The sequence below is a fragment of the Enterobacter cloacae complex sp. AR_0002 genome (genome assembly GCF_001922365.1).
GTDB classification, from domain to species: domain Bacteria; phylum Pseudomonadota; class Gammaproteobacteria; order Enterobacterales; family Enterobacteriaceae; genus Enterobacter; species Enterobacter hormaechei_C.
Map to the genome: position 1 here is coordinate 3,155,296 of NZ_CP018814.1, position 15,553 is coordinate 3,170,848.

The window sequence follows — 15,553 nt, forward strand, 5'->3', positions numbered from 1 at the left end:
AAGCCAGACTGGCAGCGGGAAGCGTTAACTGCGATAAAAAACCAGATACCCTGCTTCAGAAATAAAAAACGCTCAAGTTCGGTAGCATATGGTGGAAATTATGTAGCCTGAAAGTACTGCGGATCCAGACCAACAGGCCTGCTGCCGAGGTGGTGCCGGGGATGTAAAGTATTCGGCATCGTCAATATGATAGAGTGTTATCGGTCACAACCTCACCGGCAATCTTGCTCAAAAACATAGTCAGTATGCCGGAAGATCTCTAAAAGTGAATGGCCCGGTTTACCGGGATGCTTACAGTACTAATCGCAAGAGCTAATTAATTGGTAGAATATTGAGCAGCTTAAAAAGAATAAATAGGCGGCAAGCCGCCTATTATTAACTAATTGAATAATAAGAAGCATTTAAGGCAGTTATTTCATCGCCTTCTTCTAAACACTCAGTTGAAGATCCTTGTCTTATGTAAAATTTATTTTCAAAATGACAGACTTGTCCAACACTCTTGATTTCAATTTTCAAAACATGCAAGCCGTTATAAGAGCAAAGCTCAATGTCTTTTAATATTTGTTGTTTTAAAGCATTGGTGAAGTTATAAGATTGAATTTTTTGTTTTATAAATAAGAAATAATTATCAATATCTTTTGAGTTAATCTTTGCCTCATGATCCAATCCATTTATAAAAAAGCCATTAAACTCTTGTGGCTTGATGTTAAATAACCTTACTAATCTGTCCGAAGTGGCTTGTGTTTCGGAAATGCCAACTAATATATAGCCCCTTGATGATCTGCCAATGTTGTTTATTGCAACGCAAGTTTGGACAATATTAATTAGGCTGTTTTCATCAACCTTGTTTTCTCCCGAAAGATTAAATAGACCTTGTTTAAAATCATAAGATGGCTGTTCAGTTTTAGAGTTGTTTAAAATGGTTCTTATTAAAGTTTGCCAAGCATGATTCTCATAGTGTTTTTGAGAAGGGGTGAAATATCTAATTATAAGTGCCTTCAAATCCTCAACGCACTTCTCGCGAGCACTTGCTGCCCATCGGCCTCCTTCAGTCTGCACCATCGTCTTACTTACACTTTCTCCTAGCTGGGAGAAAAACCCTTCTGGATCAGCTAACTGCATGTTTTTTTCAATCAACAGACTATACATAGCTAAAAAGACAGCTTGATAATATCTAGGACATTCCTGAGATGTAGAATCATTGCCTAAGATATGACTTCTGAAGTTGATCAAATGATCATCATATAATTTTTGTATGGTTTCATAAACAATTAGATAACTGTCAATGATTTTTTCAGCACCTTTAGTTTGAATGAAACTTTCTAAATGCGCACGCTGCCCGATAGCATGGCTAGAGGTTCCTGCTCCATAAAAAGTATCTAAAGAGGTTGAGCCGGAAGTCGGTTTGTCTTCAAGAAATATATAACCTAAAATATTAGCTACCAGTTCTTCGTCATCCGAGTCTCGAATACTTCTTCTTGTTAAAATGTGATTTCGTATATAAAAGTGATTGTCTATATTTATGCCATAGCTTAAACCTTCATTACTTATTGAGATGCTATGTATTTTGTTTAAACCCATAACGTCAGAATGCGTCGTGTCACCTCGTATTAAAGTAGAAATCTTTCTTACAATTTCTGAAAAGTTACTTACACAGCCCGCACTGCGTAGTTCTTGCTTCGAAAGAATCTTGCCATTAGAGTTAATCCTTCGAAAAACCTCATCGATATTATCCTCTGTGGATGAATATTCTGAAATGGCAAATCTATATCTTGCAATCAGTGCTGATTCCTCACGAGATAACATTGGTTCATTTTGTATTAGCTTCCCGCTATCTTTAAGCTGCTTTGTGAGAGCTATTGCATCTAAATTAAAAAAGGAGCCATTCAATGAAAATCGCTGCTCAATAAAACTCATAAGTGCTTCAAGGCGTTGCATTCCATCAAGAATTTCACGTTTAGCATCAATAGAAACGAATAGCAATAATGGAATAGGGTATTGCTGTATCATCGAAGAAATTAAAGCATTTTTTTCTTCAATAGACCATACTAATTTTCTTTGATACCTACGGTTAACTATTAATTTTTGGTCTAAAAACCATTCGTAAAGCTCTTCAGCTGTTTTTGAATCAATATCTAGATTTTCATTAGCCATTTCAGATCCTTAGCGGCTTTGCGGGTTTGAAAAAACAAGCCTGATAATACACTAACTTTATTAAAAATTTCATCTAGTAAAACGTTGATGAAGTAATGTGTGCATTAGAGCACCTTTTCAGGTTGACCTGCCCCCAGTATTCGATACAACCGTCAGTTGGTAAGATCTGTTTGCTGACCCTGACCCCGAATATGATCCATTCATAATCAGGAATATCCGGCTTCATGTTGGTTGTATATCCTGGCAACCGGCAGACTTCTCAGCAAATTCTGACGGCGTCATCCAGCCCAGCGCAGAATGGGGACGTCTCTGGTTATAGTGTATGCGCCAGGCCTCGATTTTGCACCGTGCATCCTCCAGAGACATGAACCAGCTCTCGTTCAGACACTCCTGCCGGAGCCTGCCGTTGAAGGACTCCACCGTCGCATTATCCGTTGGTGTTCCTGGGCGTGAGAAGTCGATCCTGATCCCTCGTTCATATACCCACCTGTCCAGCATTTTCCCTGCAAATTCAGAACCATTATCGGTTTTCAGCAACTGAGGTAAAGGACGTCTGAGCGCTATGCTGTTCAGCATTTCTGCCACTTCTGCTGAGCGCAGATTCTGCCCCACGCAGATCCCCAGGCATTCGCGAGTATACAGGTCGATAACCGTCAGCAGGCGCAGTCGTCGCCCGTCAAACAGCGCATCAGAGACAAAATCCATGCCCCAGACGTGATTCGGATACAGGCCCTGAGGCTGCGGCTGGCGGCGCTGTGCAGATTTATTGCGGCGTGGCCGTTTGAGGCGCAGCGACAGCCCCTGTTCGCTGTAAAGCCGGTAAATCCTTTTGTGGTTATCGCGCCAGCCTTCCCGCCTGAGCATCACGTGTACCCGGCGGTAACCGTAATGCACCCGGGTTTCGGTGATCTCGCGGATGCGCAGCCGCAGTGCGCTGTCGTCGGTGGCCACAGAACGATAGCGAAACGAGCTACGGCTGACCCGCAGCGCAAAACAGACCTGTCTCTCACTGGCACCGTAGCGGACCTGCAAATCCCTGACCCACTCGCGCAGGCGTGCCAGCGTCAACTCTTTTTTGCCAGCACGTCCTGCAGCATGGCCTTGTCGAGGCTCAGATCGGCAACCAGCTTCTTCAGACGCAGGTTTTCCTCTTCCAACTGGCGCATATGTTTGAGTTCAGACGGGGAAATTCCGCCGTATTTCTTGCGCCTGGTGTAAAACGTGGCATCGGAGATACCGAGTTTGCGGCAGACATCCGGCACGGACGTCCCCAGCTCGGCCTGCTTCAGGGCAAAGACAATCTGCTCTTCGGTGAATCGTGACTTTTTCATCGGCACCACCTCCGTTCAGGGGAGTCATTATCATGCCGGAATTCTGTTTCTGAATGGAGCAGGATTTCGGGTCAGGGTCATTGCTTGTGCATTTATGCCATACAAACTAACTATCGCCATATATAAAATATGGGAAAATACTTCGAAAAAGAGTCTATGAATTTCCTCAATACGCGATTAATTTTGACGTTCCAAAACCATAATTATCGCCAGGTCTAAGGAGCTATCGCGTCCGCTGTTGGCACAGAGCAAACCTGCGCCTGGGTGAGGTTTGCTGTGAGAAGATGCGGCACGATACAGTCACAGTTTATTATAAGGCTGGGATATGACTGAGGGGCTCAATTCTCAACTACATATTGTTTACCTTTTATCTGTACTACCCCTCATCGATATCAATATCTCTAACGGAGGAGTTCATTCAGCGAGGACTTCGAAACTCTGTGCAGCTTGCTCAAAAAGCCATTTCAGACAAATAAAAAGCTCCGCACTTGCTTCGAAAAAGAAACAGCTTTCCTGCTTCACAAAAAAAGCTCCCCTTCGGGAGCGTAATGTGCAAATTATGCAGCCTGAAAGTGCCGTGAACCCAGACGGACAGGCCAGCCACCGAGATAATGCCCGGGGGTATAGAGTATCCGGCGTCGTTCATTCGCCAGAGTATTGCCTACCACTACTTCTCCGGCGATCCCACTCAGGGATAACTGCATGTAAGCCATACCGGCCGCAAGCGGATCGATATCTGTTGCTGAAACCCACAGATAACGGTGTGGTGGCCAGCCCGCTTTTCGCAGAACATCGGCAAACGCCAGCACCATGCAACCAGCACCACAGGCAGGTTCACTCAGCGTGATAAAGGGTCTATCCCGGAACAGCGTTTCAGTGTCGCCCAGCTGCATGGCCGCCATCATTCTGGCCACATCCCAGGGCGTGAAAAACTGCCCCCGGTACTTGTCACCCAGCTCCAGCTGCATGAAGACGCGGCCCAGGAAGTCCCCGGGTGCTTCACCCAGCCCGTTAACAACGTGGGCCAGCAGCTGCGCCATGCGCGTGACGTCCTCCTTTTCGTATCCACCGACTATACGCAAATACTTCTGCTCCCGGGCTTCACTGAAGCAAAGCCGGTTTTCCAGCGCGATGACGCTGCAGCTGATGAAGTCTTCGAACACTTTAAACCGGTGATGATACCGGGCCGTCTGACTGAACAACTTAACAAAGGCTTTTTCGTGGTTAATCATGCCAGCCATGCGTCTTCTCCATAAAAAAAGGGAACACGCACCCTGACCAGGGGACGTGTCCCCTGAGGGTAGAAAGCCACGGCATTGCCGTGGCTGGGTTAACGGAGGTACAGGCTTTTACCCCCGGACCTCACGATAAGATACTGCTTCCTGAGCAGGTAACGCTGGCTCATCGCTGACGAGATAAAGCACCTGACCGGGCTGAGACGCGCCGGCCGCACCTTTGTGTCCGTCGACATGTTCGCCGCCGTCATAGCAGTCGTAACCGCTGAGCCCGCTCACGGGCTCGCTGTAGCTGTGACGCACCTCGCAGTCAAACACCGCAGAAATTTCCCCGACAACCTCACCTGACGGCGGGAACCAGGGCGTATCCATCTGCAGCGTAAGACTGTTTGGCGTATGGCGCTGCCAGTTGACATTGTGCCCGGCCGGCCACTCCATGCCGTACTGCCGGCAGTAGAGGCTGGTTGTGGTCGACACGCCTGACATCAGCCCCCCGGAACCGTTCAGCTCTGCTGCCAGCCGCGTAGGTATGACGGCCAGCATATCGCAGGGCTGGGAGCGTTCAGGATACTGGCTGAGCCGCTCCCAGGCAGTTGCGGCATCAGACTCATCGCCGGTACTGACCAGACCAAACCAGTCGGTATACTGTCTGGCAATCAGCTCCGCCATAACGTCACGGGCTGAGACAGGTATGTTTTCCCATTTCAGCGCGCCCAGACCTGACTGGTGATACAGCCGGTCAATGGCCCTGATAGTTTCCGTATCGAGGACGGCATCCTTAAGCAGGAGCGCCAGCCAGCTTTCAAACGCCTGATTGGCCGCAGTGGAAAGCCCTGTGCCTGCACGAACCAGACCCTGACAGGGCGGATACGACGTTGTGCGCACCGGCTTGAGTATCCCCGCCGCGCCGGCCAGAAACAACTGTATGCTCTGCTGCACGGCGTGGCGGTGACGCGGTACGTCAGTGCCGTTTATCCACTGCAGCATGACATCGATGCAGACGGATTTACCGGTGATTTCCAGGCGGTTATGACACCATTCGGACATAGTGAATACTCCTCTTTCATAAAAAAAAGAGGACACAGCCCCGTGAGGAGCGGTGTCCTCACGGGACGGTGACAGTTACGGAATAACCGCCACCGGATAAGTTAATTACGCCGCCACAGCCTGACTTTCAGGCAGTGCCAGCAGATATTCCGACGCTTCCCGGGCATGCCGGCAGGCGCGGAACAGGGCCTTTTTGTCAGATTTCAGCACCTTCAGCCAGTGGTCCACATAGCTGTCGTGCTGAACCTCACCGGACACGCCGAGCTGAGCACACAAAAACGCGCTGCCCATTTCGGCGATGAGCTCCTCAAAGGCATACACCGGGTCCCCGAACTGCCGGGATGAGGAGGTTATCCCCTCCCGGTTAAGTCGCTTCGCATGACCGGTACTGTGTACCAGCTCATGCAACAGCGTGGACCAGCAGTCCGCCTCCGTAAAAAACTGCTCAGCCACCGGCATCACAATTTCATCCGTCAGCGGGCGGTAATAAGCCCGGTTCTGAGGCAGCATCCGGTGTTTAACCCCTGTGGCGTTAAACATCCGGATCACCCTGTTCATCACGTCCGGACAGAGTATGCCGTCCTCATCCACCGTCGGTGGTTGCTCAGGTGAAGCCGCAACCTCTGCCGGCAACCCCTCACACTGCTCAGCGTTGAACAGCTGCAGGGGTTTGAGCATCGGCACGGTTTCCATCAGCGGTTTACCGTCACTGTCATAAAGGCGGTTGCCTTCGCGATCCTCCGCCTGCTTCGTCCAGTCCTTATAAACCACCGCCAGGGTGGCTTTCTCACCCTTACGCACCTGCCCGCCAGCCTGCTGCGCCTGCCGGTAAGTCATCCAGCGGTTATTGCGAAAACCCTGCTCTTCCGCTGACATCCAGAGAAGCAGGACATTCACGCCGCTATAGTGACGTCCGGTTGTGGCATTCAGGGGCAGACCGGCCAGACCGCTGCCGGCAGCCGCGCGCCACGGCTTACGCCAGGGCGCGACGCCGTTTTCCAGCGCGACAACAATGCGGTCAGTGATCTGACGATAAAGGTCAGTCTGTTTTGCCGGGCGGCGGGCCGCCTTGCGTGAAGTCGTTTTTTTCATGAGATATACCTTTAATCAGAGGCATACCCCTGCGCCGGCGGGCGCAGAGATACGCCCGTCGACGGGAAATTCAGAAGTCAGTTACCATGCGGCATAAAACCACAGGTATTCATGTTCAAAGTCAAAATCACTGAGCAGGCTTTCCAGCCTGTCACGCAGGGTGAAAACGTACTGCAGCCGGCGCTGAAGAAGCGGATTATCCTCATTCCCCTCTGTAAATGTCGCAATCGCACAGTCCAGCCTCTCTTTCAGTTGCTGAATATGCTCGCGTGACAGTTCCAGACAGGTCGCGTTTTCCACCTCACCGACGTGCTTATCCACCCAGGTAATCAGTGAAAAATCGCGGCTCAGTTCACACACCGGATGATACGGTGCCGGCACTGCGACGATCTGCCTGTGCTGGCTGTAGAGAAAAATATCCAGTCCCATACGGGCCTCCTTCGGTTCAGAAAGAGGCAGGAACCTTTCCGGCAGGAAAAGTCCCTGCCGGGGTGAATTAACGTCCGGTTATTCGCAGCGCCCCCTGCGGGGTCACCTGCGATAATCTGGCCTGCAGCCTGCCACAGGCGTTCAGAAAGGTTTGATGATCTTCAGCCTTCGCCCGCTTACTGCTGATGAAGGCCGCCTGGGTCAGCAGACGCACGGCGTTTTCACGCCAGCGGCAGAGTTCATCAGGCCCGACACAGGCACTGAAGTGACAGACCGCGCTCGCCAGAAGCTGATCGGCCTTCTGGCGATACTGCGCCACTTTCACCCGGTCAGTCGCTGCGGTGAGCACCTGTATCTGTGTGTCGGTAATCAGGATCCTCAGGTCCTTCCTGCAAGACAGTACAGAGGTGGCTACCGCGTCGCTTATCGACAGTGATTCAATGAAATCATCGCCGCCGGCAAGCAGGCGCGCCGTGTCGTACCAGTCCTCATTTTTCTGAGGGTGGCACCCTGCGGCATACGCAATACGCGGCACCGGATCGTTGCCCTGCCAGGCACCGGTGGCCGGCATAAGATAAACACCTTCATCCTTTGCCAGATGAAGCTGGCCTCCCTGCATGCGGACGGTCAGCAGGACGTTCGTCAGGTCTTTATTGTCGAAAAAAAGCATAGGGCTCTCCTGTAAAACCGGGAGAGCCGCTCCGTCCGGAGTCATCTCTCCCGACGGGGTTAAAGTCATTACTGTTTAAAACGAGTCAGATTTTTCCGCGACCCGCTTCAGTTCGTACAGATGGAATTCCGCCAGCACGAAGGCATTCCAGTCCTCATTGCTCAGCACCCGCTCACCACCTGAGAGCAGTTGCAGCAGCAGGGAATCAAACGCGCCCTCGCCTACCGGTGTTTTCAGTACCGGCTGAGGCACGGTCAGCGTCGGTTGCTCAGGCAGGCCGAGGTGTTGTTCAATCCAGCGTAACGGTAACGCCCAGCTGCGACCCTCGTCTGAAGAATGTATCCGGAAGCTGTCCGGACACAGGTTATGCAGCAGGACCATCACAACACGCGCAAAGAAATCGCAGGGCTGATGCTGAAAATCCAGCTCCTGGATACTCAGCGTATTGTGGCTGCGCTCCCGCTCAATGGTCATGTTGACCGGCCAGAAACAGCCGCCTGAATCGCCACAGAACGCCATGACATCAGCAACCGGAAACAGGTCAGCCGCGCGGTTAAGCGACGGCAGATACATATTTCCCGGACGCAGACGCACCGGCAGTTGCCAGAAGGTTTCTGTTACGGCCAGAACGAAAGCATGCCAGTGTCGCAACGGAACCGTGCTGACGTGCTCAATGGTATAGACAACCGACATGGAAGCCGGGGAAGAAGACAGGTCTTTCATTGATAAATCCTCCGCGAAGAAAAAAAAGGGGGATTTATCCCCCGGACGGGAGTAAATCCCCGTCAGGGTGTGTTCTGTCTGTCTGATTACATCATTTCGAGGACCGCGATAGCTTTGTCACCACAAGCCTCATCCTGCCCGCGGGTCACAGCCTGCTCCCAGAAAGGCCGGTTAATTTCTTTACCGAGACTGTCCAGTGTGCAGAGAAGTTGTCTGGCAGTGGCAGGCAGCGGCGGAATATCACCGTCCCTGAGAAAACAGACAAACCAGCCATAAGCTGTGCCGGCGTTAATAATGGCATCTTCCAGATACGTCAGTTCATTCGGTTCATCCCGGTCTGTATGAAGATCGAGACGCTGGAATGCCCTGATGCTCAGGAGTTCACTCTCAAGCAGGCAAAGCCAGCTGAGTGTGTCCAGTGGTGTTTTAAGCGTATAAACGTCTGCGTACATGGGTATATCCTCAGGTAAATAACGGGATACTCCCTCCGACGGAGAGATATCCCCGTCAGGGTCCACAACATTTGCTGACTGAAATTATCAGCCGTTCAGTTCAGTGTTTATGAATCAGACTGCTGATCAGTCACATATTCAGGATTAAATCGGAGGCGTTGCAGCACAGCTAACGACAGTGGATCAGCGAAATTTATGCCAGAAACGGCCACGCCATCCAGTATGTCGCCGGCCTTAACCCGGGGAGAGTATCCATAATACTGACACCATACACAGAGTTCGGGGTCAGCCGGATCACAATCACCGAGCGGTGCAACAAAAACCTGTTCGCCACAGGAGACGTTATCTCTGAGGATTTCGCCCCGGATGAAAACGCCACTTACGGGGCCATACTGAGCAGGACATACATCCCGTCGCGTCTCAGACATCGACAGAATACGGAAAGTGACATCGTGCAGTGCTTCAGTCATGAGAATGCCCTCCGGAAAGAAAACGGTAGCGCAGGTGTGCCAGATGCTGTGCCTGACGGCAAGCATGGCGGTATGCGTTTCGACGACCTGTTATTCCCTCAGGAAAGGAAACCGGCAGGCGGTGAAAAACATACTCGGCGCGGTGGCAACCTGTACGAACGGTAAGAAAGACGTTAACGCCCTGGTCTTTGACAGAAGAGATATGCGCACGGACGGCATAATTGCCCGAGCCGTTGACATACCAGCTGCTGTTGCGATGCAGGTAAATGAAAGATTTCAATTTCCGGACAGCTGCGTCAGCAGACTGCTGAAGCTGAGTAAGGAGATGTTCAGGGAAAATCGCAGAAGAGATGACAGACATTGTGTTTCTCCATAAAAAAAGGAAACACTTGCCCGACCGGGAAGTGTTTCCCGTCGGGGAGTCAGTGAAGACAACATTCTGACTGTCTGGTTAGTACAGAAGGAACCTTTATCGTCGCGTCATAGTGCGCTTACATTGACGATATCTGCTCTCAAAGGTGTGCAGATTTACCAAAGTTTGCTCCCTTTCAGGTTGCAGGAGCTTTTTTGTAGCCACCCGAAGGCGATTCTCACAGGCTACTGAACCATTGGTGGTTGCAAAAGCAACGTATAAGCCTGTTCATTTTCAGAGCAAATGGAGCTTATGTCAACTGTGGTATCAAATGGGTATACCTATTAAATACCACCCAATTTATTGATAGAATATAAATAAGTTACCATTCATATTGTCACTTTCAGAAGGCGACAGCACGAAATATCAAAAGTCGACCGCACGGTCTTTTCTGACGTTGGAGTCGCCTCAGAAAACGGAATCTATGGTCACTCCCGTTTTTGCAACACCGATTTTGACGACAAGTTGGCTTGCTTGAATCTATCCGGCGTCTGAATGGGATTTTATTCCCGCGCCTTGATGAGTTCCGCGCCTGATGAACCTCCAGAAAATATACGGCTTCAATGAGCCTTTCCGTTTTACAGGTTCCTCAACAGGCCGGTGGGCCGTTAGTATCATCAATATCAGTATTCGCAAAACCAGATCAGTAATTCTTTAAACCGGTGTATTTCTGCCGTTATGCTACATAAGTTTGCTGTCGTGCCGTTAGGGCCCAGGCTATTCTGGCCAGCTTGTTTGCCAGAGCACAAGTGACGACAAAGTTGCTTTTCCGGCACAGTAAATCCCTGACCCAATCGGCCAATTTGCCAGACTGGTGTTCCAGTTTTTGTATGAATACCCTGGCACATTGAACCAACAAAGTTCGGATCTTTTTATTACCTCGCTTACTAATTCCCAGCAATGTCGTCCTACCTCCCGTGCTGTACTGCCGAGGTACAAGCCCTGTTGCCGCCGCAAAGTCACGGCTGCTGGCGTACTGCTTCCCGTCGCCAATCTCAGTTGAAATAGTACTCGCTGTCAGTGTTCCGACGCAGGGAATGCTCAGCAAGCGCTGTCCAACCTCATCTTCGTCCAACTTTCGTTTCAACTGGGATTCCAAATCTTTAATCTGCTCAACAAGATAGTGATAATGCTGTTGTAATTTCAGCAATAACTGGCTGAGGTAAAGAGGCAAACTATTATCCTCAAGAATGGTACTCAGTCGGCTAATAACGGCAGCTCCTCGGGGAACGCTAATGCCAAATTCCAGCAGAAAAGCATGCATTTGATTGGTTGTTTTTACCTTATCCTGAACCAGGGATTCACGGACACGATGCAGAGCCCGCATTGCCTGCTGAGATTCCGTTCTGGGCTGCACAAAACGCATAGACGGACGCGATGCAGCTTCACAAATAGCTTCGGCGTCGACAAAGTCGTTTTTATTGCTTTTAACGAACGGGCGGACAAATTGTGGTGATATCAGCTTTGGGGAATGCCCCAACTCTTCCAACTTGCGTGCCATAAAGTGAGAACCGCCACAGGCTTCCATTGCGATGGTTGTAGCGGGGCATGTCGCCAAAAATTCGATCAACTTTGGCCGGGTAAATTTTTTACGGTAAACAGCCTTCCCGCGACGATCCTGGCAATGAATATGGAAAGAGTTTTTACCCAGATCGATACCAATGAGCGCAATGTTTTCCATGATAGTTCTCCGAATGAAAGCCTGTCCTCAGCATAGTACCGGGAAGGAGGGAGTGACCATCTCATTAAATAAAGCACGCTAAGGCATAGCTGACCTTGCCAGGCCTGCTTCGCCCTGTAGTGACGCGATCAACGGGCAGGAAACATTCCCCTTTCGTGCATGGCAGGCGCACACGAGTTCAGACAGCACGGTTTCCATGCGCGCCAAGTCGGCCATCTTCTCGCGCACGTCCTTGAGCTTGTGTTCGGCCAGGCTGCTGGCCTCCTCGCAGTGGGTGCCATCGTCGAGCCGCAACAGCTCGGCAATCTCGTCCAGACTGAACCCCAGCCGCTGTGCCGATTTCACGAATTTCACCCGAACCACGTCCGCCTCCCCATAGCGGCGGATGCTGCCGTAAGGCTTGTCCGGTTCCGGCAACAGGCCCTTGCGCTGATAGAAGCGGATTGTCTCCACGTTGACCCCGGCCGTCCTGGCGAAAACGCCAATGGTCAGGTTTTCCAAATTATTTTCCATATCGCTTGACTCCGTACATGAGTACGGAAGTAAGGTTACGCTATCCAATCCAAATTCAAAAGGGCCAACGTATGTCTGAACCACAAAACGGGCGCGGTGCGCTCTTCGCCGGCGGGCTGGCCGCCATTCTTGCATCGACCTGCTGCCTGGGGCCGCTAGTACTGGTCGCCCTGGGCTTCTCCGGTGCTTGGATCGGCAACCTGACGGTGCTGGAACCCTATCGACCGTTGTTCATCGGCGCGGCGCTAGTGGCGCTGTTCTTCGCCTGGAAGCGGATTTACCGGCCCGTGCAGGCATGCAAGCCAGGTGAGGTCTGCGCGATTCCGCAGGTGCGCGCCACCTACAAGCTGATTTTCTGGATCGTGGCCGTGCTGGTCCTGGTCGCGCTTGGATTTCCCTATGTCGTTCCATTTTTCTATTAACCAGGAGTTCATCATGAAGAAACTGTTTGCCTCCCTTGCCCTCGCCGCCGCTGTTGCCCCGGTGTGGGCCGCCACGCAGACGGTCACCTTGGCCGTTCCTGGCATGACCTGCGCGACTTGTCCTATCACCATTAAAAAGGCCTTGAGCAAGGTCGACGGTGTTAGCAAGACCGAGGTCGACTTCTCAACCAAGCTTGCCGTCGTAACGTTTGACGATGCGAAGACCAACGTCCAGGCGCTTAGCAAGGCGACGACGGATGTAGGCTACCCATCTGAGCTGAAGAAGTAAGGCAACAAATAACGGCAGCATCGCTAGAACCACGGCAGAGATGCCGCTCAGGCGATTCTGCCGGTCGTCATCGCGTGAGCAGCCTGTAAACGACCCACGGAGCCTGTTCCCTGAAGCGCACAACCGATTCAGTGACCGAGGCGTCGTACTAGTTGGCTTGGGCACAACGGATAAAAGAGAGAGCGGAATGCAAGAGTTAAACGAAGTTGGTTTGAGCGTGGCGGGAATGACTTGCCCAAGTTGTACAAGGCACGTTGAGGACGCGCTGCTGGCGGTCCCCGGCGTAACGCGAGCGGCTGTCGATTATCCATCGAACAAGGCGCAAGTCACAGGCAATAGGCTTGACGTGTCCGCGCTCGTAGCAGCAGTGGGCGCCCTTGGTTACGGTGCTACGCCTACAGACGAATTTGAAAGCAAAGAGCGCAGTGTTGAACAGCCAGGACTCCTTGGCAAAGCCGCCCAGTGGCTGAGCGGCGAGCGCGCGGTGGAGAAACCGGCAGGTCAGCTGCATGTGGCGATCATCGGTACTGGCGGCGCCGCTGTGGCAGCAGCGCTGAAGGCAGCTGAAAACGGTGCCCGTGTCACCCTGATCGAGCGGGGAACTATCGGCGGCACCTGCGTCAACGTGGGCTGCGTCCCTTCTAAGATCATGATTCGGGCAGCGCATATCGCTCATCTGCGACGCGAAAGTCCTTTTGACGTGGGACTGTCGGCAACGCCCCCAGTTGTCCTGCGTGACCGTCTGCTGGCGCAACAGCAGGCCCGTGTGGACGAGCTGCGTCATGCTAAATATGAAAGCATCCTCGAAAGCAATCCGTCGATCAATCTGGTGCGAGGCAGCGCCCGATTCAAGGATGGCCAAACGCTTATCGTGGAAGCGGCAGAAGGTGACACTCGCGAAGTGGCCTTCGATCGCTGTCTCATTGCCACTGGTGCAAGCGCTGCCATCCCGCCGTTGCCTGGTCTTGCAGGAACGCCATATTGGACGTCCACCGAAGCCCTGGTTAGCGAAGCCATTCCTAAACGGCTGGCAGTAATTGGCGCCTCGGTCGTAGCACTGGAACTGGCACAAGCGTTTGCGCGCTTGGGCAGCGAGGTGACGGTCCTGGCCCGGCGCACCTTGTTTGCCAGTGACGACCCTGCCATTGGCGAGGCCGTGACTGCAGCTTTCCGTGCGGAAGGCATCACGGTGCTGACACAGACGCAGGCGAGTGCCGTGACCTATTGCGACCGCCAATTCATCCTGACGACCGCGCAGGGCGAGTTAAAGGTGGATCAATTGCTTGTTGCCACCGGCCGCACGCCAAATACCGCAAGCCTGAATCTCGAGCGCGCAGGTGTGACGTTTGACTCGCAACATCGCATCCTGATCGATCAAGGCATGCGCACGAGTGCTTCGAACATTTACGCAGCTGGCGACTGCACTGACCAGCCTCAGTACGTCTACGTTGCAGCCGCGGCTGGTACCCGGGCTGGCATTAATATGACCGGCGGCGACGTAAAGCTCGATCTCGACGCCATGCCGGCAGTCGTGTTCACCGATCCGCAAGTTGCCACGGTAGGCTACAGTGAAGCAGAGGCCCAGCGCATTGGTCTGCAAACCGAAAGCCGTACGCTCACGCTCGACAATGTGCCGCGTGCACTCGCCAACTTCGATACCCGCGGCTTTATCAAGCTTGTTGCTGAGGCAGGGTCCGGACGCATTCTCGGAGTCCAGGCTGTGACACCGGAAGCAGGCGAAATCATCCAGACTGCCGCGATTGCCATCCGGGCCCGCATGACCGTCCAGGATCTGGCTAACCAGCTTTTCCCTTACCTCACCATGGTTGAAGGTCTCAAACTGGTGGCACAGACTTTTTCGAAGGATGTGACACAGCTATCGTGCTGTGCCGGCTAAACCTTGGGCACCAAAACAGGGACAGAGGAGTTTTTATGTTTTGTGACATCAGACTTAAATTACGCCGTGTACGCGCGTGCTTGACGATCGTACTGGCAAGTACCGCAACGTTAGGCATGCCAAACCAAGCGTTGGCGGCTTATGATTTTTCTAAGCTCGGCGCCGCGATTGAAACATTGTCGCCAGAGACCGTCAGTGATTGGGAAAAGAAGGCCAGGGCTGGCGATGCCATGGCTCAGAACATCATGGGTCTTGCGTACAAATGCGGTATGGGCGTAAAGCAAAACCACGCGGCATCGATCCAGTGGTTCCGCAGGGCGGCCGAGCAGGGTGAAGCCGATGCACAGTTCAACCTCGGGCGCCTCTACGGAAGTGAAGTCGACGGTATGTATAAGAATGGGCGTGCGGCTCCTGCCAACGATGCAGAGGCTTTCAAGTGGTACCGCCTCGCTGCCGAGCAGGGACACACGCAGGCTCAAGTCAGGCTGGCCCAGCTGTTTGCAAAGGGTCTTACCGACATCGCGCCCGACCAGGTGCAGGCATACCAGTGGATGAGTCTGGCCGCAGCGTCGGGAGAACCGACAGCAGCAAAAGTCGTTGCAGACTATGCAGCTCAAATGAAGCCCGAACAGTTACAGCAAGCCCAGCTGCTGGCCGAGGAATGGCAACGCCGGCAAGGCACAAAGTAATTCGTCTTTTTTAAGCGCAGGACGTAACCGCCGAGTAAGGTTTATCT

The 15,553-nt window shown here is 52.2% G+C and carries 17 protein-coding genes; 4 read left to right on the plus strand and 13 right to left on the minus strand.

Going from position 1 to position 15,553, the window contains the following annotated elements:
• Window positions 1-375: 375 nt before the first annotated feature.
• The 13 genes from AM329_RS15545 to merR form a co-directional block, all read right to left on the minus strand.
• Window positions 376-2,154: a DUF262 domain-containing protein gene (locus tag AM329_RS15545; protein ID WP_032608334.1), complete on the minus strand. Its 1,779-nt coding sequence runs from the start codon at window positions 2,152-2,154 to the stop codon at window positions 376-378.
• Between the two features lie 222 nt (window positions 2,155-2,376).
• A protein-coding gene (locus AM329_RS15550; protein ID WP_369798650.1) for an IS3 family transposase occupies window positions 2,377-3,485 on the minus strand; the annotation gives its coding sequence in 2 pieces (ribosomal slippage) (window positions 2,377-3,224 and window positions 3,224-3,485; 1,110 coding nt in all).
• Between the two features lie 557 nt (window positions 3,486-4,042).
• A complete protein-coding gene (locus tag AM329_RS15560; RefSeq protein WP_032608332.1) occupies window positions 4,043-4,726 on the minus strand; it encodes an N-6 DNA methylase in 684 nt (227 codons plus the stop codon).
• Window positions 4,727-4,834: 108 nt separating this feature from the next.
• Entirely contained in the window at window positions 4,835-5,767 is a 933-nt protein-coding gene (locus AM329_RS15565) for a DUF1281 domain-containing protein (protein WP_032608331.1), read from the minus strand.
• Between the two features lie 105 nt (window positions 5,768-5,872).
• Window positions 5,873-6,859, minus strand: a complete 987-nt coding sequence (locus AM329_RS15570) for an ArdC family protein (RefSeq protein ID WP_032608328.1) — start codon at window positions 6,857-6,859, stop codon at window positions 5,873-5,875.
• 81 nt (window positions 6,860-6,940) lie between these two features.
• Window positions 6,941-7,288, minus strand: coding sequence for a hypothetical protein (locus AM329_RS15575; RefSeq protein WP_029591441.1), 348 nt, complete (start codon window positions 7,286-7,288; stop codon window positions 6,941-6,943).
• 67 nt (window positions 7,289-7,355) lie between these two features.
• Complete coding sequence (locus AM329_RS15580; protein ID WP_032608327.1) at window positions 7,356-7,958, minus strand: DUF3085 domain-containing protein; 603 nt, start codon at window positions 7,956-7,958, stop codon at window positions 7,356-7,358.
• A gap of 75 nt (window positions 7,959-8,033) precedes the next feature.
• Window positions 8,034-8,681: a hypothetical protein gene (locus AM329_RS15585; protein WP_032608326.1), complete on the minus strand. Its 648-nt coding sequence runs from the start codon at window positions 8,679-8,681 to the stop codon at window positions 8,034-8,036.
• 86 nt (window positions 8,682-8,767) lie between these two features.
• Window positions 8,768-9,133, minus strand: a complete 366-nt coding sequence (locus tag AM329_RS15590; RefSeq protein WP_032608325.1) for a hypothetical protein — start codon at window positions 9,131-9,133, stop codon at window positions 8,768-8,770.
• 107 nt (window positions 9,134-9,240) lie between these two features.
• Window positions 9,241-9,603 (minus strand): hypothetical protein, encoded by a 363-nt coding sequence (locus AM329_RS15595; protein ID WP_032608323.1) that lies wholly within the window; start codon window positions 9,601-9,603, stop codon window positions 9,241-9,243.
• A complete protein-coding gene (locus AM329_RS25905) occupies window positions 9,596-9,964 on the minus strand; it encodes a hypothetical protein (RefSeq protein WP_154598151.1) in 369 nt (122 codons plus the stop codon). The genes AM329_RS15595 and AM329_RS25905 overlap by 8 nt, the downstream gene beginning before the upstream one ends.
• A gap of 727 nt (window positions 9,965-10,691) precedes the next feature.
• The gene (locus AM329_RS15615; protein WP_000427623.1) at window positions 10,692-11,696 is read right to left on the minus strand and encodes an IS110-like element IS4321 family transposase; all 1,005 of its coding nucleotides are present in this window, start codon (window positions 11,694-11,696) and stop codon (window positions 10,692-10,694) included.
• Between the two features lie 78 nt (window positions 11,697-11,774).
• On the minus strand, window positions 11,775-12,209 hold the full coding sequence (gene merR / locus AM329_RS15620; RefSeq protein WP_032608321.1) for an Hg(II)-responsive transcriptional regulator: 435 nt from the start codon (window positions 12,207-12,209) through the stop codon (window positions 11,775-11,777).
• 71 nt (window positions 12,210-12,280) lie between these two features.
• Here merR and AM329_RS15625 point away from each other — a divergent pair, with 71 nt between their 5' ends.
• The 4 genes from AM329_RS15625 to merG all read left to right on the plus strand — a co-directional run bounded on the left by AM329_RS15625 (window position 12,281) and on the right by merG (window position 15,506).
• The gene (locus tag AM329_RS15625; protein ID WP_001294663.1) at window positions 12,281-12,631 is read left to right on the plus strand and encodes a mercuric transport protein MerT; all 351 of its coding nucleotides are present in this window, start codon (window positions 12,281-12,283) and stop codon (window positions 12,629-12,631) included.
• 13 nt (window positions 12,632-12,644) lie between these two features.
• The gene (merP, locus tag AM329_RS15630; protein ID WP_011405607.1) at window positions 12,645-12,920 is read left to right on the plus strand and encodes a mercury resistance system periplasmic binding protein MerP; all 276 of its coding nucleotides are present in this window, start codon (window positions 12,645-12,647) and stop codon (window positions 12,918-12,920) included.
• Window positions 12,921-13,107: 187 nt separating this feature from the next.
• Window positions 13,108-14,817 carry a mercury(II) reductase gene (gene merA / locus AM329_RS15635; protein WP_011405608.1) on the plus strand — a complete coding sequence of 570 codons (1,710 nt, stop codon included), beginning with the start codon at window positions 13,108-13,110 and terminating at the stop codon, window positions 14,815-14,817.
• Window positions 14,818-14,852: 35 nt separating this feature from the next.
• The gene (gene merG, locus AM329_RS15640) at window positions 14,853-15,506 is read left to right on the plus strand and encodes a phenylmercury resistance protein MerG (protein WP_011405609.1); all 654 of its coding nucleotides are present in this window, start codon (window positions 14,853-14,855) and stop codon (window positions 15,504-15,506) included.
• Window positions 15,507-15,553 lie beyond the last annotated feature (47 nt).

What these genes read in the sequence shown, in the direction of transcription:
- AM329_RS15545 (WP_032608334.1), bottom strand. Translation starts at nt 2,154, where the DNA reads ATGGCTAATGAAAATCTAGATATTGATTCAAAAACAGCTGAAGAGCTT.
- AM329_RS15560 (WP_032608332.1), bottom strand. Translation starts at nt 4,726, where the DNA reads ATGGCTGGCATGATTAACCACGAAAAAGCCTTTGTTAAGTTGTTCAGT.
- AM329_RS15565 (WP_032608331.1), bottom strand. Translation starts at nt 5,767, where the DNA reads ATGTCCGAATGGTGTCATAACCGCCTGGAAATCACCGGTAAATCCGTC.
- AM329_RS15570 (WP_032608328.1), bottom strand. Translation starts at nt 6,859, where the DNA reads ATGAAAAAAACGACTTCACGCAAGGCGGCCCGCCGCCCGGCAAAACAG.
- AM329_RS15575 (WP_029591441.1), bottom strand. Translation starts at nt 7,288, where the DNA reads ATGGGACTGGATATTTTTCTCTACAGCCAGCACAGGCAGATCGTCGCA.
- AM329_RS15580 (WP_032608327.1), bottom strand. Translation starts at nt 7,958, where the DNA reads ATGCTTTTTTTCGACAATAAAGACCTGACGAACGTCCTGCTGACCGTC.
- AM329_RS15585 (WP_032608326.1), bottom strand. Translation starts at nt 8,681, where the DNA reads ATGAAAGACCTGTCTTCTTCCCCGGCTTCCATGTCGGTTGTCTATACC.
- AM329_RS15590 (WP_032608325.1), bottom strand. Translation starts at nt 9,133, where the DNA reads ATGTACGCAGACGTTTATACGCTTAAAACACCACTGGACACACTCAGC.
- AM329_RS15595 (WP_032608323.1), bottom strand. Translation starts at nt 9,603, where the DNA reads ATGACTGAAGCACTGCACGATGTCACTTTCCGTATTCTGTCGATGTCT.
- AM329_RS25905 (WP_154598151.1), bottom strand. Translation starts at nt 9,964, where the DNA reads ATGTCTGTCATCTCTTCTGCGATTTTCCCTGAACATCTCCTTACTCAG.
- AM329_RS15615 (WP_000427623.1), bottom strand. Translation starts at nt 11,696, where the DNA reads ATGGAAAACATTGCGCTCATTGGTATCGATCTGGGTAAAAACTCTTTC.
- merR (WP_032608321.1), bottom strand. Translation starts at nt 12,209, where the DNA reads ATGGAAAATAATTTGGAAAACCTGACCATTGGCGTTTTCGCCAGGACG.
- AM329_RS15625 (WP_001294663.1), top strand. Translation starts at nt 12,281, where the DNA reads ATGTCTGAACCACAAAACGGGCGCGGTGCGCTCTTCGCCGGCGGGCTG.
- merP (WP_011405607.1), top strand. Translation starts at nt 12,645, where the DNA reads ATGAAGAAACTGTTTGCCTCCCTTGCCCTCGCCGCCGCTGTTGCCCCG.
- merA (WP_011405608.1), top strand. Translation starts at nt 13,108, where the DNA reads ATGCAAGAGTTAAACGAAGTTGGTTTGAGCGTGGCGGGAATGACTTGC.
- merG (WP_011405609.1), top strand. Translation starts at nt 14,853, where the DNA reads ATGTTTTGTGACATCAGACTTAAATTACGCCGTGTACGCGCGTGCTTG.